Origin of the sequence: Ancylomarina subtilis, assembly GCF_004217115.1 — a bacterium.
GTDB lineage: Bacteria > Bacteroidota > Bacteroidia > Bacteroidales > Marinifilaceae > Ancylomarina > Ancylomarina subtilis.
Map to the genome: position 1 here is coordinate 716,331 of NZ_SHKN01000001.1, position 20,264 is coordinate 736,594.

The 20,264-nt window shown below is 36.2% G+C and carries 22 protein-coding genes and 1 pseudogene; 4 read left to right on the plus strand and 19 right to left on the minus strand.

Going from position 1 to position 20,264, the window contains the following annotated elements; genetic code table 11:
* The 3 genes from EV201_RS02940 to EV201_RS02950 all read right to left on the minus strand — a co-directional run bounded on the left by EV201_RS02940 (position 1) and on the right by EV201_RS02950 (position 3,349).
* Positions 1–465, minus strand: a complete 465-nt coding sequence (locus EV201_RS02940; RefSeq protein ID WP_130305907.1) for an RNA methyltransferase — start codon at positions 463–465, stop codon at positions 1–3.
* Between the two features lie 128 nt (positions 466–593).
* Positions 594–1,448 (minus strand): restriction endonuclease, encoded by an 855-nt coding sequence (locus tag EV201_RS02945; protein WP_242610448.1) that lies wholly within the window; start codon positions 1,446–1,448, stop codon positions 594–596.
* 218 nt (positions 1,449–1,666) lie between these two features.
* On the minus strand, positions 1,667–3,349 hold the full coding sequence (locus EV201_RS02950) for an NAD(P)H-binding protein (protein ID WP_130305908.1): 1,683 nt from the start codon (positions 3,347–3,349) through the stop codon (positions 1,667–1,669).
* A gap of 326 nt (positions 3,350–3,675) precedes the next feature.
* Here EV201_RS02950 and EV201_RS02955 point away from each other — a divergent pair, with 326 nt between their 5' ends.
* Positions 3,676–4,146 carry a PPC domain-containing DNA-binding protein gene (locus EV201_RS02955; protein WP_207224367.1) on the plus strand — a complete coding sequence of 157 codons (471 nt, stop codon included), beginning with the start codon at positions 3,676–3,678 and terminating at the stop codon, positions 4,144–4,146.
* Positions 4,143–4,532: an FKBP-type peptidyl-prolyl cis-trans isomerase gene (locus EV201_RS02960; protein WP_130305909.1), complete on the plus strand. Its 390-nt coding sequence runs from the start codon at positions 4,143–4,145 to the stop codon at positions 4,530–4,532. Before EV201_RS02955 ends, EV201_RS02960 begins: the two co-directional genes overlap by 4 nt.
* A gap of 116 nt (positions 4,533–4,648) precedes the next feature.
* Here EV201_RS02960 and EV201_RS02965 read toward each other — a convergent pair whose 3' ends face one another.
* The 9 genes and pseudogenes from EV201_RS02965 to EV201_RS03010 all read right to left on the minus strand — a co-directional run bounded on the left by EV201_RS02965 (position 4,649) and on the right by EV201_RS03010 (position 12,950).
* The gene (locus EV201_RS02965; protein ID WP_130305910.1) at positions 4,649–5,164 is read right to left on the minus strand and encodes a tetratricopeptide repeat protein; all 516 of its coding nucleotides are present in this window, start codon (positions 5,162–5,164) and stop codon (positions 4,649–4,651) included.
* 215 nt (positions 5,165–5,379) lie between these two features.
* A complete protein-coding gene (locus tag EV201_RS02970) occupies positions 5,380–6,024 on the minus strand; it encodes an alpha-ketoglutarate-dependent dioxygenase AlkB family protein (protein WP_242610449.1) in 645 nt (214 codons plus the stop codon).
* 252 nt (positions 6,025–6,276) lie between these two features.
* Positions 6,277–6,591: a hypothetical protein gene (locus EV201_RS02975; protein ID WP_130305911.1), complete on the minus strand. Its 315-nt coding sequence runs from the start codon at positions 6,589–6,591 to the stop codon at positions 6,277–6,279.
* A 451-nt stretch (positions 6,592–7,042) separates the two neighbouring features.
* Positions 7,043–7,407: pseudogene (locus EV201_RS16605) on the minus strand (putative nucleotidyltransferase substrate binding domain-containing protein).
* A gap of 578 nt (positions 7,408–7,985) precedes the next feature.
* Positions 7,986–8,627: a DUF6266 family protein gene (locus EV201_RS02990; protein WP_130305914.1), complete on the minus strand. Its 642-nt coding sequence runs from the start codon at positions 8,625–8,627 to the stop codon at positions 7,986–7,988.
* 83 nt (positions 8,628–8,710) lie between these two features.
* Complete coding sequence (locus EV201_RS02995) at positions 8,711–9,343, minus strand: DUF6266 family protein (RefSeq protein WP_130305915.1); 633 nt, start codon at positions 9,341–9,343, stop codon at positions 8,711–8,713.
* Positions 9,344–10,387: 1,044 nt separating this feature from the next.
* Positions 10,388–10,582 (minus strand): hypothetical protein, encoded by a 195-nt coding sequence (locus EV201_RS03000; protein WP_130305916.1) that lies wholly within the window; start codon positions 10,580–10,582, stop codon positions 10,388–10,390.
* The gene (locus EV201_RS03005; RefSeq protein ID WP_130305917.1) at positions 10,567–10,830 is read right to left on the minus strand and encodes a hypothetical protein; all 264 of its coding nucleotides are present in this window, start codon (positions 10,828–10,830) and stop codon (positions 10,567–10,569) included. The genes EV201_RS03000 and EV201_RS03005 overlap by 16 nt, the downstream gene beginning before the upstream one ends.
* A gap of 20 nt (positions 10,831–10,850) precedes the next feature.
* The gene (locus tag EV201_RS03010) at positions 10,851–12,950 is read right to left on the minus strand and encodes a Piwi domain-containing protein (protein ID WP_130305918.1); all 2,100 of its coding nucleotides are present in this window, start codon (positions 12,948–12,950) and stop codon (positions 10,851–10,853) included.
* A gap of 370 nt (positions 12,951–13,320) precedes the next feature.
* Between EV201_RS03010 and EV201_RS03015 the strand changes: the two genes are divergently transcribed.
* Together EV201_RS03015 and EV201_RS03020 are read left to right on the plus strand one after the other, a co-directional pair.
* Positions 13,321–13,983, plus strand: coding sequence for a hypothetical protein (locus tag EV201_RS03015; protein WP_130305919.1), 663 nt, complete (start codon positions 13,321–13,323; stop codon positions 13,981–13,983).
* A 124-nt stretch (positions 13,984–14,107) separates the two neighbouring features.
* On the plus strand, positions 14,108–14,419 hold the full coding sequence (locus EV201_RS03020; RefSeq protein WP_130305920.1) for a hypothetical protein: 312 nt from the start codon (positions 14,108–14,110) through the stop codon (positions 14,417–14,419).
* An 84-nt stretch (positions 14,420–14,503) separates the two neighbouring features.
* Here the strand turns inward: EV201_RS03020 and EV201_RS03025 are convergent, their stop codons facing one another.
* The 7 genes from EV201_RS03025 to EV201_RS03055 all read right to left on the minus strand — a co-directional run bounded on the left by EV201_RS03025 (position 14,504) and on the right by EV201_RS03055 (position 20,126).
* Positions 14,504–15,514 (minus strand): hypothetical protein, encoded by a 1,011-nt coding sequence (locus EV201_RS03025; protein ID WP_130305921.1) that lies wholly within the window; start codon positions 15,512–15,514, stop codon positions 14,504–14,506.
* Between the two features lie 12 nt (positions 15,515–15,526).
* Complete coding sequence (locus tag EV201_RS03030; protein ID WP_130305922.1) at positions 15,527–15,976, minus strand: hypothetical protein; 450 nt, start codon at positions 15,974–15,976, stop codon at positions 15,527–15,529.
* Positions 15,977–16,093: 117 nt separating this feature from the next.
* Positions 16,094–16,477: a hypothetical protein gene (locus EV201_RS03035; protein ID WP_130305923.1), complete on the minus strand. Its 384-nt coding sequence runs from the start codon at positions 16,475–16,477 to the stop codon at positions 16,094–16,096.
* Positions 16,478–16,650: 173 nt separating this feature from the next.
* Positions 16,651–18,444 carry a DUF3987 domain-containing protein gene (locus EV201_RS03040; protein ID WP_130305924.1) on the minus strand — a complete coding sequence of 598 codons (1,794 nt, stop codon included), beginning with the start codon at positions 18,442–18,444 and terminating at the stop codon, positions 16,651–16,653.
* A gap of 149 nt (positions 18,445–18,593) precedes the next feature.
* On the minus strand, positions 18,594–19,544 hold the full coding sequence (locus tag EV201_RS03045) for a BT4734/BF3469 family protein (RefSeq protein WP_130305925.1): 951 nt from the start codon (positions 19,542–19,544) through the stop codon (positions 18,594–18,596).
* Positions 19,531–19,827, minus strand: a complete 297-nt coding sequence (locus tag EV201_RS03050) for a helix-turn-helix domain-containing protein (RefSeq protein WP_130305926.1) — start codon at positions 19,825–19,827, stop codon at positions 19,531–19,533. Before EV201_RS03050 ends, EV201_RS03045 begins: the two co-directional genes overlap by 14 nt.
* Positions 19,824–20,126: a helix-turn-helix domain-containing protein gene (locus EV201_RS03055; RefSeq protein WP_130305927.1), complete on the minus strand. Its 303-nt coding sequence runs from the start codon at positions 20,124–20,126 to the stop codon at positions 19,824–19,826. The genes EV201_RS03050 and EV201_RS03055 overlap by 4 nt, the downstream gene beginning before the upstream one ends.
* Positions 20,127–20,264 lie beyond the last annotated feature (138 nt).

Below are 20,264 nucleotides of genomic sequence, written 5' to 3' on the forward strand. Positions count from 1 at the left end.
CTACAAGCTTCCAAACTTTAGTTTCATGTTTCTATCGTACATGATGATACTACCGGCTACCGATACATTCACACTCAAACGGGTATCGAATTTGACCAAATGATGTGACTTCTCAATGGCATTTTTGGTTAATCCGTTATCCTCAGCACCCAGCAGGTATACACAACGACGAGGATGCTTAAATTCTTCCAAAGCAACCGCCTTTTCATCTAATTCAACACCAACTAAAACGGCACCCTTGGGTAAATGCTGATAAAAATCGTCGAAATTTTCGTAATGAAAATAAGGCATGGCTCCCACTGCCTTGTGCGTGTCACAAGCTTGCTTGGCATATCGTTTTCCCACCGTAAAGATGAAACTGGCTCCCATATTCTGTGCCGATCGCCAAAGCACACCTAAATTTTCCGGTGTTTTTCCATTCTGTATACCAATACCAAAAAATCCCTGTTCCAATGTATCTATCATCACGTCCTTGTTTTTTCTATTTAAGTCGCAAATATAAAGCTATTCGGGCTTGATGAAAAAATTAAAAGCTGCACATTTTAGTACAGCTCTAATAATATTCTCAACAATCTCCTGTTCTCTAAAAAAACTCAACGACAAACAGACTTCAATTCTTCAATTAAAGCCACTTGTTTCTTTTTAGTTAATTGCAAGGGTTTCAATAAATCCAAATTGTTCAAAACCTGAACACAACTGACAATCCCCTCTCTCATCAATAAATCTTTATCTTTCTTAGTTAACTTATGGAGAATGGTTATCGGATACAATTTCAGCTCTTCAACCAAATGCTTGAGTCCTCTGTTTTGTGGATAATCCCAAGCCAAAAGCTTTAGTCCATTTGCTTCACCGTACTGTGTGGAATCAGACGAAAATCGCGTATTGGTCACCACCCAGCCTACAAAAGACAAACCTTTATACTCGCTCATGCTTTCTCTCTTACGAGCGATATCATTCACCCTGGATCGCACATACAAAGGCACCTGAACACTCACTTGCTTACCCTGATCTTTATGGTATTTGCATTCAACCAAATGCTGAACCTGATTTTTAGTCGCAATCACATCCATTTCATGTGTTACCGAGTAACCATCAACCACCACTCCCACTTCAGTAGAGTAACCTTGCTTTTCAAACAACTGACCAATAAACTGCTCAAAGGGATAACCCGTAGGGCCCAGTGAAATAATGGCTTCTTTCAGCCTGTAACGCATGGCTGTGTGAGCCTTTTCACGACGTAATATTTTAAAGGCCCGTGAATAGATCTGTTTGGTGGTAACACCTGGATAGATCCAAGCCTCAATATCGGCAATTATCAATAGGATGCTTGACTCCTCTGCTCCGGCATTTTGCAAGGAACGTTTCAATTTATCAAGAGCAAAGGGCTCAAGATCACCCGATGCTTTTCTAATAAGAATGGGCTTATGACTCAGATCTGTTTGACTCATATAAATTTAAGGGTAGGTTTAGATTCGTTTTGAAGATATTAAAAGTCATGATTCCCCGACTTCCATCAATCCTGATATAAATCTAAACAATCTTCTGATAAATTAAGTCTGTCAGACTGGCCAATTTTCATTTGCGGCCCTATCAATTTAATACAAGGCCATTATCATTCGGTATGACTATGTTTTTATTAGACAAGATGAAAAAATACTGTCTGTATTCATCCCTTTTTAAATTTATCGAATCGCCATTCGCATAGCTGTTTAAACCGATTCATCACATTTAAGGTCACCCGATCGTGAATCGCCTCCCACATTCGGTTAATCAAATTTCTGTTAGACCATCTTTCTTTGCCATAGAAATTAAAACCAACCACCAAAAATAGTTGAGACTGCTCTTTTTCATTCTGATCTGCAATAGACGATCGCACATACATGGAAAAGATACCAATGGGATAACCACCTCGGCATTTATACAACAAATACCGGGCATTATCAGCCCCAACAGCATCAGGTATTTTCTTTATAGTGATTGCACTTAGCTTGAACAAGGGAATAAATTTTGTCCATCCAAATAAATAGATGGACAGATTTTCCAAACGATTGTTTCGATTCACCACTTTCGCAATATGATTAGGCCAACAACTCGAATCCCCATTCCATTGAAGCAATTCCTCAAAAACATTTTTTACCGGAGCATTGATCCCTATTTTATGAACATTCAGAATCTTAAACGTGGTAACCTCAACACCAAGTCGTTGTAAAATACGAAACGTGTAATTTTCCCTCTCGGCGAGACTATCAAAATGAACCAGAGTGGGCTCATCGGGTTTATGTAACAAAAAGTATCGGATATCAGAAATGAATCCCATGCTTTTATGTGGAGGCCCCAAAACCTGGGGCTGTAAGCCCAATTGAGAAACATCGTTCCCCTTTTTATGAATAGGATTTCCCTTCGGCTCGATTGGCAAAGCATTTACAAGTGCTTCTCTGTAACTTAGGGGTTCATAAGGAATCATGTTTTTGATATCCGTATTGAGACAAAGCACATCATTGGTGCAACTTTCCAGAAGCACTTTGATCAAGTCATGATCAACAGGTGTTAAGGCATTAATCATTCGGATATAAATCGACATGGCCGAAAATCCGGAGTTCAGAAACAATCTTTTCTTTCTTATAATTTGTGCCTCTATTTTGATCATATCCCGATAGGTCAAAATATCCTGACCGCCAATGTCCAGAACTTTCCCGCTGGTCTCTTTATTTTCGATACAGCCGACCAAATACCGGATTACATCGCGAATAGCAATGGGTTGACACTTTGATTTTGCCCAAACAGGAAATAAAAACACCGGACAATTCCGAACCAAATGGTGAATGATTTGATAGGAAGCACTTCCTGATCCGATAATGACAGCAGCTCTCAAAAAAGTGACAGGTATGTTACCTTTTTGTAGCTCTTCAGCTACTTTTATACGACTTCGGATATGATCGGATAATTGGGATTCGGGATCACCCAAACTCCCCAGGTAAATAATACGTTTTAGATGATTCTCTTCGGCTGCCTGCCTAAAATTTCTTGCCGCTAAAGCATCCAACTCCTGAAATCGACTGGCTGAATGTAAGGAGTGAATTAAATAATAAGCACAATCAATACCTTCCAAAGCTTCTTTCAATTGTGAATAATCGAGTACATCAGCCACAACAACTTCAACCGATGGCCAACGTTCTCTGTACATAGCTACATTAGATCGAACCATTATCCTAAGCTTATAGCCCCTTGCTATCAATTCCGGAATGAGTTCTCCACCAATAAAACCACTGGCACCCGTCACCAGAATTTTATTCTCAGTAGCTGGTGCTGTGGGTAAATCGATACAATATTGATCAGAATGAGATGCCATTATTTATCAGTCTTATTTGATAATCACACAAAACATAAAGGCTTTCCTGGATAAATCTGCAATTCAATTGAAAAGAAGTCTCTATCTAATCACTATAAATAGAGTTAAGCCGATATCTTCACGGAAGATTACAAGTCTTAAGTTACAAAATCACACCTAAGCTTCCAATTCTGATAAAAAAAGTCAGGCTGCCCCTTTCGGAACAGCCTGACAGACTTTCTTGAATCAAATTCATTTAAGTCATCATTCCCATTTTAATATCTAAACTATAAATAATAAAAACACGTTAGATTTTCTAATTTTGCATCTCAAACAAATTTCATCTTATGCTAAAATTAAATACCTGCATCATATTCCTTATCTTTATGGGGCTTACCTCCTGCCAGCAAAAAACAGTTGAAACCTATGCCCTGCGATTAAAACCAGGCATGGATCTGAAACAGGGAATGGCTGATTTTGTTGAAGCCAATAAGTTGGAATCGGCTTCCATTTCAACCTGTGTGGGGAGTTTAAGAGACTTGGTTATTCGACCTGCCAACCAAAAGGAGCTTCTGCATTTAAAAGGACATTTCGAAATTGTTTCACTAACAGGCACATTTGCCGATAAAGGCAAACACAATCACATTCACATATCGGTATCGGATAGTACAGGCCATACCCTTGGAGCACACCTGGTAAAAGGCAACATCATCTATACCACTGCAGAAATCGTTCTTCTCAACAACAAAAACCTGAACTTTACCCGTGTTAAAGATCCGGAAACGACATTTTACGAACTGGAAGTCATCAAAAAATGAAAAAACAGAAATTCAAACATAAGAACGAAGAGGAAATCAAAGCGTATATAGCCAAGCATCAACTAGAGGCGCAGAGAACAGAGAGCGGCTTGTATTATCAGATAGTCAAGCAAGGCGAAGGGGCATCTCCTGATCCTGATTCGAATATTACAATTGCCTATTTGGGTTATCTGACTAATGGAACCATCTTCGACCAAAACGAAAGGCTGGAGATTAATCTCTCGGAGGTTATTTCGGGCTGGATTGAAGGCATGCCCTATTTTAAGGAAGGGGGCGAAGGGATTCTACTGATTCCTTCACATTTGGCTTATGGGAAAACCGACTACGGCAATATCCCGGGCGGTTCTGTTCTAATCTTCGACATCCAACTCATCTCGGTGTCATAATCCTGTTGATTAGCACAAAAAAGAAATGTGATCTATTTACCGATTTCAAAAAAAAGACCTGACTGATTACAAAATCTGTCAGGTCTAAATATCTTATACCAAATAAGACAAAAGCTTTAAATGCGTTTCATCATGGCTTCTATTTCCTTAATTTGAGCGGATAACATTTTTTGTTTATCCAGTTTTTTTGCTTCTCTTAAATAATAGCTGGATAGTTTCTTATTTCTTTGCGACAGATAGATACCTGACAAATTCAATTTCGCCACAGCCTGATCTGTTTTCAATCGAAGGCCTGTGTTAAGTGCTTTCTTAAAATGTTTCTCTGCTTTAGAGCTGTTGTTCCTTTGTGACTCAACCAAGCCCGACAGATAATAAAAATAGGCCTCCTGACTTTTTATCATTGCTTCCGGATGTTTTACCTTTGCCAACACACCTGCAGCTTTTTCAAACTTATTTTTCCTAACAAAATAAAAAGCAGCTAAGTTTTTCTCGTTCTTGAAATGAACCAAAACAAACAAACCAGAAAGCAAAATTCCCCATACGCCTAATGCTACTGAACTATAAACAATCAGCGCGATGCTTCCCAACAATAGGATTCCGGCAATAATCAGCCTTAGGTATTTTCTCACCATAATAGATATTTTAAAATTTGATGTTACAAAACAAACCATTTTTTAATACAAACAAGCATAATTAGCCTGTATTTTCTTATTTAATTCCTTATACTTTTGAGAACCAGTCTTCAAAAGAAACGTCATGCAAATGGTTCAATACAATTCGGCCATCAACAATACGATTCATTAAAAGCAAAACGCTTCATATTCAGCTTTTATGCAAGGACTCATGCTTAAGTGATTGTCCTGAATGTTAGATTAATGCGAGCCTCAACTTCTTTTTTTGTTTTTGGCACCTGATGTTGCCAATAAGCTTGCAATTCGCCTTTCATGATTAACAAACTGCCATGCCCCAGTTCAAACTGAATCTTTTCTTTGGTCGCATTATGCCTTAATTGAAATCGGCGTGTGGCACCAAAACTAACAGAGGCGATCATGGGTTTGTCTCCTAAAATCTTTTCATTATCAGCATGCCAAGAAATAGAATCATTTCCATTACGATAGAGATTTAAAAGAACCGAATTAAAGATACTTTGCGTTCTAATTTCGACTTCATTCTTGATTTCCAATAAAGTATCAGTCCACTTTCGTGCCTCATGTGTGATACCAGAATAGGCATATGGCCTTTCACCATACCAGGCAGTCAATCTGGGAAATTTGACTGTTTTACCAAATATGAGAATTTCTTCCTGCCTCCATTCACTATTTTTTATGAGATCGTTGAAATAATAATCACTTTTAGCCTTATCAAAAAAATCAGGCACAAAAAGATATGCTCCATTTCGAATTTTAACAAACTCTGACTGAGGTTTAGACATATTAAAAGGATCATATGACTTCATATAAACGTCTTTTCGATTATAAAGTAGCTTAGCCATCTATTCATATTAGTCCCAAAGATGCTACTCCTTACAATTTACTCAAATAATAAAGAAGATCTAATAAAATAACACGCAACATATGATGCTTCTGTTCCCAAGAGGCTCCCTAAGGTTAATCTTCGTAGACCACATGAACAATAACTTAAAAGTGACGGGACAAATAAACCGAAAAGGCTCTGTTTTAGCAGATAAAACAGAACCTTTTCAAGCATAATTTACATTAGTTTTAAAGCGTTTATTGCCATTATACTACAGAATACCCAATGGGTCATTAACAACAGGTTCAAATATATCTGCACTTACTAATGATATACCAAACCTTAAATTAATTAAAGTATGTTGTTTATAACAAGCAGGACACATGGGCACAATTTTCACCCCATTAACTTTTTCATTAACGATATGAGCACCTAAAGTTGGTTCATTTGAGCAAAAAGCGACAGAACACTTTTCGGGCCATGATCTACCAGTAGAATCTATCCAATGTTGTTTCCAAGATCCATTTGTACAATCATTTACTGCTGTTCCATTTGTGTTTTTCCAATTTCTGGGAGTAACTGACATAACCTTTATCTTTTATTGTTAATAATCTCAATATATTTATCGACTGAAAAATTTAAGCCACAATAAGCCTTGTATTAGTAAGACTTGCCTTCTTTTAACTCTCTTTAAAACTTAAATCAAGAGTAAAACTAACAGCTTTCAATGAAAAATCTGCTTGTCAAATCTGTCAAGTCTGTCAAATTGAATTGTTTATAAAACATGAAAGACGATTTTTTCAAATCAACAATCATCGCTTGAGCTTAGACCTCAGGTATATGAGATCAAAACAAGAGAGTCTTTGGAGTTCCATTTGAGTGCTCTTTTAAACGATGATCAGGCTATAAGACATTTAAGCCTGACAGAATAAAATTTTATTGGAGCACACGGAACGAAATACGATCTAGGCAAAACGAATAAAGCCCCGTTTTATCCTCTAAAACGGGGCCTTTTATAAACAATTTCTATTCAGAATTTATTGCTGATATTCCGAAACTTTAAAGGATCGTTGCAAATCATCCTGAAGCTTTGAAATTTCGCCACCGATTGTTTTTAAGGTTTGCTTATCGATATCTGTTAAGTTCTTCAATAAAACAGAATTATCGGGTAAGTCATTATCTAAAAGCAAATCAACCTGCCACTTAATACGCAAATGCATTAAAAAGTTGTACATTCTTTCAATTACCTCACCCTTTTTTCTGAAATTTCACCCAGTGCCATCAATTGATTCAAACGCAACAAACTACTAGTTTCCGGTATGGCGTGATAAAGAGCATGAATGCATAAATAACCAATAATAGGTACAAGAACCTGCTTAATATCGACTCTTTTTTTTATCAATACTCGGCTTCTGTCGAATCACGGTCTTAGCCAATTGGTTAAAGAAAGGAAGCTTACCTTCTAAGGTCTCATTTACATGATCAAACAATCGATTCACCAAGCGATTGTCACCATCTCACCGGTATGTATAATCATATCGGCCTCGACCAAATTAACATCCCGATGCTTACCATGTGTATCAGATCTACAGATAATTCTCATGGCCTTTCTTTATCCTTATAATTAGCTCCTGAAGGTATTCAGTTCATTTATGATTCAAAAATAAAGGTGATCCACATTGTGAATCACCTTTAAATAAAATATCTTTCTATAAGACCATAAAAATCTACTTCCCGATACAGAATATAAACATATTGATTTTAGGACATTATAGAAGATAGGGCAACACATAGGCATCACCATCTATTTTAACAAAGGAAAATGCAAAACAACCATACATAAAACACACAATACATCAAACATTTAGACATGATGAGATATTTGGAAATATCTTCTATACTTTTCACCTAGCATATCATCATCTGAGCATAAAAAAAACCGCTACACGAATGCAACGGTTTAATTTCAGAATGTGTGTTTTAAGCTACTGTGACAGCACCTATATAAACAGAGTTCGCAACTTCAGTACCATCTTCTGAAATAAAGCCAAGATAAGCTTGAACCTCATCTCCTGAAAAATCAGTAGGTACAGATAAATTTTGAGTTCCCACAGTTCTTACTGCCCCAGCAGTGTCATAAACAGCGATTTGTTTGTCTGCATTGTAAAGCAAGATTAAAGCCTTGTCTGTGGCTTTTGCTCCACCTGATGCCGAATTATCAATCCATGATAGTTTTACAACACCAGCTACGGTTGACTCTACAGCTCCACCTACGGCTCTTAACAGATTACCTTTACTGACTAAGACTTTAGAATAGTCAATTGAGTAGTCCGGATAATCACCTGTAATTGCATTTTGCAATTGATAGGACATCGCACTATTAAACTGCGTCATCTTAATTGCATACAACTTATATCCGACTCTTAAAAACTCAGTCATTGGTTGAAGGAAATTCAACACTTTAGCAAATTTTGTACGCTGGTCAAGCTGACCTTGAGTACGAGGATTTGCTACATTGGAAGGCTTGATACGCATGTAATCAATACCTTTCCATGATCCACCTACGATGTTCCCGACCTTGCCGGAGAAACCACCTAATACACCTTGTGAAATTTTACCCATTTTCTGTAAATATTAATTATTAAAACTGCTTTTACTTGGACTTGATACGGACTTAATACGTACTTGTCCTTTGTTATCAAATACTATGTGATTGTTAGTAATGTATGAGCACTGGTTGAATAAAGAGAACTTTCATCATTTTGGAAATAGGCATAAACATGAACAATGCTGCCTGTACCAAACGGCACATTGAAATTTGCCCATTCTGTCTGCCTTGAGAAGGATAATCCTTGTAATTCTACCAACTCACCATCACACATTGCTATAATTCTAATTTTGTCTGTTGGTAATGCAAACCCTATTCCTGAGTTGTCGACCCAGGTAGCCCTAAGTGCACCACCGCCAGCCCCATTGTTTATGATGACGAGGTCAGTTGGTAATGGAAGCTGTCCAATTGAGAATTTAAGATTTGGATAATCGCTTATAGCGCCACTGTTGTCGAATACCGGAAGGTTCGTTTTGACAAACAGATTAAAGCCTGTCATTTTAATTGCTTTCCTATTCCAGATAGGTCTGACAATTGTCGTCATTACCGATTTTGCTAGACTAACGCAAGCTTTAAACTTTGCTCTTTGGTTTTGCTGCTTAATGGTGTTTGCATCTTTGACAGAGCTAGCTTTTACTCTCATATAGTCTATTCCCTTCCAAGAACCACCGATGATATTCCCGACCTTGCCGGAGAAACCACCTAATACACCTTGAGAAATTTTACCCATGATAAATATGTATAAGTTTAAAAATGAATTGTTCCTGGACTTGAAACGGATTTAATATGGTTCTGTCCTTGAACTGTCATGGCATGTATATCAAACATCGGGCAAATAGGTTTTGAGTGATAGACCTGCGTTCTTTTGCATCAGGATAGTATGCCTGATTGTCAATTGTCCAAGTTTAATTGTAAGAGAGGGCTTGATTGCTCGCTTAAACACCAAAAAGAAAACAGGGCGTAGCAAGCAAAAGGAAACGGAATAAATTGATAAACCAACTGCCCCTTAAATACGAAACTGAGATTTTATGCCGTAGTCTTTTGAGTGCGCAGGGGTCTGTTATTTAAATTTGTGTAAGCGACAATTGAGCTAAAAGGAATGATAGACCATAAGAGCTATTAGAACCTTCTTTTTTGCTGTCAACGAACCACAGCAATGATAAAAGAAAAAAGGTAATAGAGGCGACAGTTATACCATGCGTTGTCGGGAAAGGAAAAACAGCCATGAGCTAGCGGTTGGGAGTGGATGCAATGAGTGAGGTACGAACGGGTTGCAGTCCACTGTGGTGCGAGCCGCCTGCGAGCGGAGCAAGACTGGTGACAAGAGATAGGCTGTGAAGAATGAACAGCCCTTGGCAGCTACTGCTTGCAGCAAGGTTTTGGCGGTGTTTTTGATTGTGTGATTGGCTTTTGCGGGTCGGGTCAAAAACGGTGACAAAACCGCAGGGCGAAGCGACTAGCAGGCGAGCCTATTATTGGCAGCGGATGGATTTTTAATTACTGAAGAGAGGAACGAACGAAGTGGCTAAAAAGACATAGTAGCTGCCGTGAGAATGACGATTGAGCAGCAAGAACTATGACAGCCTGATCCCGATTTAGTGTTTTGTTGTTTTTTGGAACAAAAAGCTTACAAACACTTAAACGGGAGAACCCTTCAGGGCAATTGGTTCTTTTTTATACCTTATAAATATTGAAGAAAATAAAAATGTGCCAGTTGGGCTGGCATTGGACTTGCCGAATGAGGAAGACGAACACCGCTTTTCCTTTATCAAGCTTAATATGACCAGTAGATAAAATTATTGAACTGGGATAAGAAACTTTTTATAAAATCACTAAACTGATCTGTTGGTATTTTAATGATATCCTGATTGTTGTAGTGCCGATTGATCTCTTGTTTTATTTCCTGATCATGGCTTGAATTATTGATAGAACACAAGGCATCGTATTGTAAATCTATAAACTCAAGCATTTCATTGAGAGCATTTTATCTAAAGGTGATAAGCCTACAGCTTTGCTAAAATCAATTATAAAAAGGATTAAATCGGGTGCGCATTTTCCCAACTGATCGTTTTGTCGCCAATTGGGAAATTGTTCATTTAGAAAATCTACTATCACCGCATAGATTTCAGTATGAATATAGTTTTCATATAGTTTCTTTGCAGCTCCATTGCATTCCAATATTCTATTATCGAAGCCTATAAGGTACTCTTGTTCCATTTTATATGACTTGAGATATTTTATAAAAACCACATGTTTGTTTTGCCGAATTCGGAAATATCTTCGTTTTCGAAGTAAGGGTACATTTTAGCCACCATTTCGGGATATTTAACGGTTACAGGTAAGCATTGTTGTTTGACTGATTTCCAATACATGCGAGAGAATTGATAAATTTGATCTATCATCTCCTGAATAGCTTCTTTATCATCCAACAGTTCTCGTTTTGTACACTGAAATCGTAGTTTGATTGGACGATGATAGCTTTCAACGTTTTCTTCTTCTTCATCGGTATAACGGGTATTATTAAAAAGAAGGTATTCATTACGTCCTATTTTAATACTTGTTCCACTATAAGGGATCAACTCCTCGGAATTGGTATCAAAAGCAATATAATCGTTTGAGAAACTTTTATTTATATTGATGATGAAAATTGGAATATTCTCACACCCCAATTGGAAAAGTGCTTTTTTGATTGGAGCAATTTCATCTTTACTCATCTCTTTGTAGAAATGAATAATTAAGCGATTAATGCCCTTATTCTTCTGAATGAATTCCTCGATAGATACCTTTATTTTGGCTGCTAACAGGTACGATTCGCTTTTTGCAGAACATGTGAATTCGGTGAATTGTCCATTATTAGAAAAACTGAAAGCACTACCCACATATTGAACATCGAATTCTTCTGATTTAAAAGCCCCAACACCCACAATTAACTCATCTTTGATTGTTGTATCTAAGCGCCATGGTGTACCTCCTACTTTAGCTAGAATTGCAGCAGCAATGTTGGCATAATAATATGATTTAAATTTTTTATCGAGGATATTTTCACGATAAATAACCTGGGAAGTGATATGATGATGCAGTAAGGTTTCTTTGACACTGTAATAGATACGCTTTTTTTCAGTATCTGTCTCATCTTTATTAAAAGGACTCAGATAGATGGCAACATATTGATATTTTTCTGTGTCAATTTCGTTATTGTCTAGAAAGTCATGTATAGCTTCATGTGGATTCATTAGATCGTCAAAAGCAATGGAATGTTTTTTATCCAACTCAAAACCAATGCGTATGTAATCGTATAAAGATGTTCCATATAGATCAGTCATCATTTTTCCATCAGGCTTTTTATAAAGCTTTTTCATATACATATAAAGCTTGTTGGCGTAGTCTGAATCGTCTTTATGGTAAATGACTATAAATTTCACTTTCGTATTATCGGGTAGTTTATATGGTCCATATGTTTTTAGGTTCTCTTTTGGTGTAAACACTTTCACCTTTTCTTTAAGCCCTAATTGAATAGAGTTACACACGCTAGGTGTATTGGATATAATGTCATCAGGTACCGTTAAAAAATCAGTTGAGGAAAGATTTATCAGTTCCTTAAATTCTCGATTATCGAAATAATCAAAAACAAAATTATTCAGTACAGGATAAAGCTCTTTGTATTTATTGGAAAAAGGGTTGTTTGAATTTTTAATTTTAAAGTGTTTTTCCAAAGCTTTATTTACAACTGGATAAACCTTGTCGTGGTTATACTTAGCCGCCTCAGGTAAACTATCGTTGTTATAAAACTTAGATTCATACAGTAAATTAGAATATGTGTCCTGTTCTATATCCCAAAGTTCACTAAGATTACTTTTTAATATTTTAGATAAGCTATTGTAATATATTAGTAGTTCAGGCTTTTCGGTGATGCGAGCAATTTGAACTCTGACACCAAAGACTCTATAGGCGTTGTATTGCGGAGTTGATTCTCTTTCATCGTGTATCCAAATTTCAATATCTTTTATGAAATTATTATTGATTAATAAACCCTTGCTTATAAAATATTGACGAATCAGATAAGAGTAATAGTATTTAACTATTGATGGGTTAAAAGTTGAATTCTCAGACTCATCGTTTCTTGCTTTCCTGGTGATAGGAAGAAAGTCTTCCTTTTTCTCAAGAAATGAGGTGTAATAAAACTCCTTCTCCCCAAAATATTCTGTGACTTCGATAGGGACTAAGGAATTATGAACACGACACAAACCTACTTGCTCTTTATCGGTAAAATAGAAGGTGTATTGTTCGGAAGGATGATCGAATGTAAGTAGGTTAAGGGATAAGTTTTGCGTCGTCATAATTCATTATTTAGATAGAAGAATACTAAATGTAATAATTTTATCTAAGAATGATATTGTTTAGGATGAAATATTAACAGACTAACAACTAGTTAATTTGATGCAAAATCACGATCTCTTATTTAGAATAGAGGATTGGGGAAGTGTAGGAAATGTAGGATTTGTGCTAGAAGGAAACTCTGACAGGTCGAAAAAGACGCTGTCAGGTTTTTGGCATCCGATGTTTCCTATGAATCCTATGTCCTATTTGGGTTGGAAGACGAATATTTCTGCTTCTCAAAGTACGAGGTACAAGCTTGCGCTATCGGGTCTCGATTTGTGTATATTCTTTATTTTGTTATATTACTTGTAAATCAAATAAAATTTAAGTATGAGTGTGAAATTTGGAGCAAATCTCCTAGAAAGAAGTGAAGAGCAGGGTAATTATTCAATTGCTAAAAAAGAATGGTCAGTGACAGGCATTATTATTGATTACTTTACAGACTTTGACAATAATGAAGACCTAATGGGTAGGTGTGAATTGTGTGGTAAAGAATCATTGAGGTGGCATTATGAAATTGAGAATACCAAGAATGGAGATAGGATGTATGTTGGTTCTAAATGTATAAAGCAGTTTGATATCCCTTACTATGATGAGCAAGGATGTGAACTTAGTGGCGATGAAAAGGATAAGAGATTAGCCGCCTTATTAGCGAATAAAAAAAGAAATATTGAAAATGATGAGGTAATTCATAACCTACGAGGTCTTTACAGGAAAGATAAAAAATACAGAGAATATATAAAAAGTGCAGCTGAATATTATAAAGCTAAGAATGGGTTCAAAGCTTTACAATTAGCTACAATTTTTTGGCGATTCACAGAACATCAAATTGATGTTGACAAGAAGAAATATAAAGTCCGTATTAAATCAAATGAAGAGAAATCGCAGATAAGGGAAATTCCAGCTTGGAGGCTTCAAAACATTATACCATCATTAAACCCTAAGCAAAGGGCGTTGTGTCATTATATCAGACAAGAAAAACAGGTTGCATAGTAATAATATATAAAAGTGTATCTGAAAAGTATCGGTGAAGGATTTATAAAAAAGGGTATTAGAGCCCTTTTTGGATATGTCCTGCTTTTTTTAGATATTACTATTTAACGAATAAATAAAATATATGTACAGAAACATTTCAGAAAAAGAAAGTAAGTTAGTTGAAAGATTTGAAAATTATTTAGAGCAGGTTAGGGTAGATTCGCTAAGACAACAAGAAAGAATTCAGAACATGTTTGAGAAGGATAAGCAAAAGTCAGATGCTAGAATTCACGAATTAATAAAAGGGTTTAAACAGCCTAAGCTTGATCCTAATATAACCAGAATAATAGATAACATGAATAGAATGCAGATACTATACTCGCAAAACCTTACGAGGTGTGCAACACAGGGATTAAGAGTAAGGTTTGAAATTGTAAATGATGCAAAGATTTAATAGCATCAATTATGGGTACGTAGAAATAAGTGAAGCTAGAAAGCACCTAGAGTTAATACTTTAGGTGCTTTACTTTAGAGTGAATCAGTCATAGTATTCTATAGACCGTTCAATGTAATATTTAGGTGTTTTTTTAGGTGTAATCTCTTTTTTTACAAAATTGCCATTTTCATATACTGTGTCAAAATCAGGAGACTTTTTTTCTAACTTAACCTGTGTTACCCAATTTCCTTTATCGTCATAAGTATATAAATAGTCAATTTCTTTTACATATCCATTCCCTAGAATATGGCCAGTATCAGTTTCAATTACCTTAATCAAATTACTTTGTTCGTCATATTGATATGCAAATGTCTTCCATGGTTTTTCTCCACTAGCTATCATATTCTTTGATATTATATTGTTATTGCTGTCATATTTGTACCTTTCTTTTGTGAATCTACGTCCTTCATCACCTGAACCATATTCGTCATTAAAGGAATGAAATAACGAAAATTCTATTAGATTACTATTACCGTCGTACTTATAGTTTTTTTTATAAATAATCCCCTTACCTGCCCTGTAGCCAACTGTTAATATCTTGCGATCATTATCATCATAAACATATTCTATATAACCATAGGGACTCCCATTTGCATTATCGATAACTTTCTTCTTTAGAAGATTCTCATCATTATATATATAATTGGATATTTTCGCTAACTTACTACTGTTGTATTTATATTCGTATTCAGTAATCCTCTTATTATCCTTATCATATTCGTACCTATTATTGTAGAAAATAATATCACCATCTGTAAATAAATTTATTTTTTCAATACAACCTTGTTCATTAAAGAACAAAATATTGTCATTGTTTAGTGATGTTTCTTCAGGGTAGTACTCTTCAATTTCCTCTCTTTTTCTTTCTGCTTTTAGATATGTAACTGAATCTCCAATAAGTTTGCTTTTGCATGTATAGGAAAATTCTTTTATAGACTTGACTTTTCCTTTTAAATTTAGTTTGCTTATGTCGCTATTAGTCGACTGATGAGTGCAACCATACATTATAACTATCGAAAATAATGCAATTACTATTTTGTTTGATTTTTTCATCTTTTACTAAGCTTATAATTTATCAATTTTCACGTCTTGCTTTTGACCTATTTCTCTATAGCAAATCATTAGCATATGTAAATTTTCTGTATAAGTAAGACTAACAAAAGTCTTGTGTCTTTTATATGTATTATCTCCAACTCGTGAATATTTCTTCTCTAATTCTTTTTGGATTTTATCAAAATAATTCTTGTCAGCATTTAGGATAATATAGTCACCAGCTACAAGTTCGTCATTATTATTAAATTGATATGTAACTTTAGCTTTTTTTCCAAGCAACATATCATTAGTGGTAAGATCTCCAAATGCATCTATATGACAATTATCTAACTTGACTATCTCTTTTTTTGTTCCCCATTTATGTTCCCTGAAACCTGAATCTCGATTATTCAATAAATAGAATAAGACTGGTATTACTACCACCAGTACCACAACACTCAAAGCTAGTTTGTTTTTTTTCATTTCGTTTTTAGATTATCTCTTTTTAAACGCTATTATTAAAAAGAGAACTGCAAGGACAAATGTTATTACAATAATATTAATTGTTTAATCTAAGTTCTGATGGGCAATAAGGATATACTATTGTTTAATGTATTTTGCGTAATAGTCATTTTCTTCAGCTCCAACTCGTATGAAGGTTCTAGTATCTTTAAATATGAAATCTGCTTTTTTGTTATCTTCTTTTGTGATAGTAAGGTTTGGGTATTCTAAGGTGTATGAATAAGTTCCATCGGTATCAACGATCTTTCCATTTTTAGATGTGTATTGTTCAACTTCGGTAGAAGATATAAATTCATATACTTCATATGCAGTCCCACCATATATTATGCTGTAAGCTAAATCATATGTTTCCCATTTTGTATTAACTAACCTTTCGTCTAGTTTTGGAGTGACGTCTTCATCATCTTTAGAACAAGAAAAACAGATACTAGCTAAAGCTAGAATAAGCAATATTTTTTTCATTTTGTTTTATGTTATTTTAAATAATCTATAAATGTATTGATAATCAACGAAAATCTATCCTGTCAAGTTTGTCAAGTTCAATATTTATGAAAAAAAACAAAGTATCCTATTGAAATTTGAGCGAATTATTATTGGTACCCTCACTGAAAAGTGAGAGCACCAAGTTTTTATAATTATTCGTTTTTTGTGTAGGCGTTGTGTTCGTGCGTGAGCAGATTGGCTTCACGAAACTGTGTAATGTACTTTTCTGCTGTTTTATCTTTTATGCCCAATTTATTTGCGGTTTCGAGATAGCCTTGTCTGTTGAATTCTTCTGGGAGTGTGTCAAAAAACTTTAGTTTAGCTCCCTTTAGCTTATTGTTGGGGAGGTTCTGAAATACTGCCAGTGCGTGTTTCTCTAATGTAAAGACGATACCCAAAGCGGTTTGGTAATCGGTTTGGGTACAAATAATAGGGTTAGAAATATCGCCTGTCTCCAATATTCTGAGAGCCGATAACACCATGGCAATACGGAAAGTCACTAATCCTAGTCTACGAGAATTGGCGTTAAAATCGTTACCTACCATCATTTTATTACGAGTAAACAATACTTTAAACTGCTCGGTAAAATCTACGCCTTGTTCCTGGCTAAATTTAAAACTTATTGGCTTTGGTTCCTGGCTTAGCATTTGATTAAGTTCAAAAATACGCTTGCCTTTCTCTTCGAAAAATGCCACATAGTTGACTGAACGATGCGAGATAAATGGGTTTTTAAAGTCGCTGTAATCCTCGAAAGCATAGTAAAGGAAACGGCTAAAGAGTCCGTTCTCAACATCGGGCATCATATTATGAACTTGCTTGGGTGTGCCTGATAGGGCTATTGCCAAATGTGGGTCTTCAATTTCGATATGCTCATTGTCTTTTCGACGAAACATATTGGTGCTTTCGTGATGGAAAGCCTTGCGCAGAATGTCGCTAAAATTGCCCCATTCCTGTTTTAATGTTCCTGCGAGTGTATCGGCTTCAGTTTCGAAAATAAGTCCCTTAAAATCGTTATCTGCTAATGCCTGAATAAAAGCTGACGAGCTACTATTGGCTGGTATAAAGAACATTTTTCGCTTTGGTTGTTTGGGCTTCTCAGCTCCTTGTCTTTGCGTTTTGTTTAGGTTATTGTAGTCCTCCATTTCTCTTTCAAATTCCTCATACTCAGCCATTGATTGCTGAACGACATGCTTGTGAATTTCCTGACCGAAGGCTTTTGCCCACTTGAGCTTTCCTTTTCCTGATCCCGCTGGTGCTGTAATAAAAGCATAAAGATGAGGTGATACTGGCTCATCAAAATAGATACCTTCGATATTGGCTAGGCATGCGCTTAATACTGCAATGGATCCAATAAGAAATACATCTTTCTCGGTAGCATCCTGAAACATATCGGTGCTTTGGATTAGGATTTCGGGTAATTGCGTATAGATGTGAGCAGGAAAATTTGGGGTGTTGAAGATTACTTCTGAATTGATTACAGATGCACCCCTCCGACCTTCGGCCACCTCCCCTAAATTAGGGGAGGAAATAGGAATTGAAATATTGATGCCTGCGGATTTTGCAAGGTGGAATAAGGTTTTGATAGTGATGCCGTGTCCTTTTGCTTTTAGGCAATTGTCGTATTGCGTATTGCAATCATCGCTAGCATAATCAGTATTGAATCGGCTGAGGCGGTGAAAATAGTCGCGTCCTGATTCTGCGAGTTCGTCCGCCAGGGCAAAGCCTATGTCGCGCCAATCTGCATAATCGGCTGTAAGGTCAGTTTGGCTGGATTCGATGCGTTGGGTGATTTGCTCGATATCAGTATCGGAGACGCAAGGCATTGCGTCTGTACTTGGATCCGTGATTTGCTTTGTGGGATTCGAGACGTAGCGTGCTACATCTTTTCTTGAATCAGTGCTATCATCTATGTTTAGCCATTCTTGTGGCTTGAATATTTTTTTCATCGGTCTATTTTTAAAAGATTATTTGAAATAATGGTGAGCTCTTAGAAAATTGTACTGAATAGAATAAGAGAAAGGGTACGACTGCCCACCATGGTGACCAATGGGATGATACTGATTTCATTAAACTTGAAATTAGATACTTGAAATATTTATATGCTGTCATGATCTTTTGTATTTGAATGATTACTACTTGTGTATTTTGGATTGATGTATGCTTCCGAATCGTGAGGTAGAAAACACGATCTTGAAATATCTCTGCCTGATTTATCGACCTCGATATTGTAAGTGTGTTTGAGGTAATTGGCGATTGCTTGAAAATTCTCAGCATGAGTCGCCAATGATAAATCGATAGAAATAATCCACTTTAAGCCATCGCCCGAAGGTGAAACAAACATGAGCTCCGTTTCGAAATACTCATCGGCTAATAACAGCTTTTTGAGTTTGTCGAGATTCGGGATGTGATCGAAGTCGATGGTTAGTAAGCCTGAATGTTTTTTCAGGTCGGCATCTTTCCTTTTTGAAAATGTGCCTGAAAAGGTCACGTAATCGAAATTGGATGCTTTATACTTACGTGCTTGTTTGGGATCTTCAATTTTGCGAAGAGTTTTTGTTTTATCGGCAAAAGCATTCCCAATGATAATTTGATAAACATCGAGTAAATTCATCTCCAATGAAGGACGAATGTTGCTTATGGGCTTTTTGAAATATGAAAATCGAGTCATGCTCAGTTTTCTTTGAATCAAGTCTAACTCTTCTCCTGCATTTGAAGTTTGATTATCATCCTTATCGATATGCAAATTCAAATCATCATTGATTGCCTGTAAGAGTTCTTGCCCCTGTAACTTATAATAGAGCTCAGCAAAACCAAAGGCATCTCCATCGGGTATCGCCTTGTCAGAATCGGTATGTCTGGCACAATTATCTACTACTTTAACCATCAACGTTGATTTGTCTTTATTGAATGGGTTCGGACTTGGAGTGCAATCCTTCCCCGAAAGGGAAAGGACTGTTTTTCCAGGATAATACTGCCTAAGCAAATGAGCGTAAATATTTAGCCCGTAGCTAGTCTTATCGAGTATGGCTTTTCTACTTATTTGCATGGCGATCCGATTTTGATGGTGAATAGTTGGATTCCAACAAGCTTTCTATATCAGAAAGCTTGTAGTAGAATTTGCCATTGATTCGGCTGTAGGGAAGTGTTTCATTATCCCTAAGCGTTTGTAGGGTTCTTTTGCTGATGTGTAAAATATCCATCACATCTTGTCCATCAATCCAGGTTGCATTTAGCTTCTCGAGATTGTTTTTGCGAAAAACTTCGACATAGGCTTTTATGGTCTTGATCTCCTGAGAGAGTTCGAGCATCATTTTTACTATCTCTTTCATAGTCGAACCCTCCCCCTTTTAAGCATGTAATCGGCAGCCTTTTGATCCAACTCATCGCTTGAACTGGTGCGATTAGAAAGTAACCAAGAGTCTAGGTCTTTGCGATTGAAATAGATTTTTTTACCGTTTGGCTTATAGTGGGGTATTGCACTACTACTTGTAAGCTTATACAAGTGTGAGGCTGAGAACTCCAAATATTCGCAAGCGTCAGTGAAGTTCAGGACTTCTTTTTTGAGCATATTTTGCTCCTTAAGCATCTTCTCAATGCTTTCCAGTTTCTGTAAAATAATACTGTCCATTTGTATTTGTATTACAAATTAGAAATGGACTTAAGCGCTCAAGTCATTACTGATTATCAGTAACACTACAAATTTCGGAAGAAAGCAGAAGTAGTATAAATCGGGCATAGCAATACCACTCAAACCAACTAAATGCTA

Coding starts and splice junctions, on each gene's coding strand:
- EV201_RS02975 (WP_130305911.1), bottom strand. CDS start 6,591: ATGTCAGTTACTCCCAGAAATTGGAAAAACACAAATGGAACAGCAGTA.
- EV201_RS02970 (WP_242610449.1), bottom strand. CDS start 6,024: ATGGCTAAGCTACTTTATAATCGAAAAGACGTTTATATGAAGTCATAT.
- EV201_RS02955 (WP_207224367.1), top strand. CDS start 3,676: ATGCTAAAATTAAATACCTGCATCATATTCCTTATCTTTATGGGGCTT.
- EV201_RS03050 (WP_130305926.1), bottom strand. CDS start 19,827: ATGAAAGAGATAGTAAAAATGATGCTCGAACTCTCTCAGGAGATCAAG.
- EV201_RS02960 (WP_130305909.1), top strand. CDS start 4,143: ATGAAAAAACAGAAATTCAAACATAAGAACGAAGAGGAAATCAAAGCG.
- EV201_RS03000 (WP_130305916.1), bottom strand. CDS start 10,582: ATGCTTGAGTTTATAGATTTACAATACGATGCCTTGTGTTCTATCAAT.
- EV201_RS03040 (WP_130305924.1), bottom strand. CDS start 18,444: ATGAAAAAAATATTCAAGCCACAAGAATGGCTAAACATAGATGATAGC.
- EV201_RS02940 (WP_130305907.1), bottom strand. CDS start 465: ATGATAGATACATTGGAACAGGGATTTTTTGGTATTGGTATACAGAAT.
- EV201_RS02990 (WP_130305914.1), bottom strand. CDS start 8,627: ATGGGTAAAATTTCACAAGGTGTATTAGGTGGTTTCTCCGGCAAGGTC.
- EV201_RS03045 (WP_130305925.1), bottom strand. CDS start 19,544: ATGCAAATAAGTAGAAAAGCCATACTCGATAAGACTAGCTACGGGCTA.
- EV201_RS03035 (WP_130305923.1), bottom strand. CDS start 16,477: ATGAAAAAAATATTGCTTATTCTAGCTTTAGCTAGTATCTGTTTTTCT.
- EV201_RS03015 (WP_130305919.1), top strand. CDS start 13,321: ATGAGTGTGAAATTTGGAGCAAATCTCCTAGAAAGAAGTGAAGAGCAG.
- EV201_RS02995 (WP_130305915.1), bottom strand. CDS start 9,343: ATGGGTAAAATTTCTCAAGGTGTATTAGGTGGTTTCTCCGGCAAGGTC.
- EV201_RS03020 (WP_130305920.1), top strand. CDS start 14,108: ATGTACAGAAACATTTCAGAAAAAGAAAGTAAGTTAGTTGAAAGATTT.
- EV201_RS03010 (WP_130305918.1), bottom strand. CDS start 12,950: ATGACGACGCAAAACTTATCCCTTAACCTACTTACATTCGATCATCCT.
- EV201_RS03025 (WP_130305921.1), bottom strand. CDS start 15,514: ATGAAAAAATCAAACAAAATAGTAATTGCATTATTTTCGATAGTTATA.
- EV201_RS03055 (WP_130305927.1), bottom strand. CDS start 20,126: ATGGACAGTATTATTTTACAGAAACTGGAAAGCATTGAGAAGATGCTT.
- EV201_RS02945 (WP_242610448.1), bottom strand. CDS start 1,448: ATGAGTCAAACAGATCTGAGTCATAAGCCCATTCTTATTAGAAAAGCA.
- EV201_RS03005 (WP_130305917.1), bottom strand. CDS start 10,830: ATGGAACAAGAGTACCTTATAGGCTTCGATAATAGAATATTGGAATGC.
- EV201_RS02950 (WP_130305908.1), bottom strand. CDS start 3,349: ATGGCATCTCATTCTGATCAATATTGTATCGATTTACCCACAGCACCA.
- EV201_RS02965 (WP_130305910.1), bottom strand. CDS start 5,164: ATGGTGAGAAAATACCTAAGGCTGATTATTGCCGGAATCCTATTGTTG.
- EV201_RS03030 (WP_130305922.1), bottom strand. CDS start 15,976: ATGAAAAAAAACAAACTAGCTTTGAGTGTTGTGGTACTGGTGGTAGTA.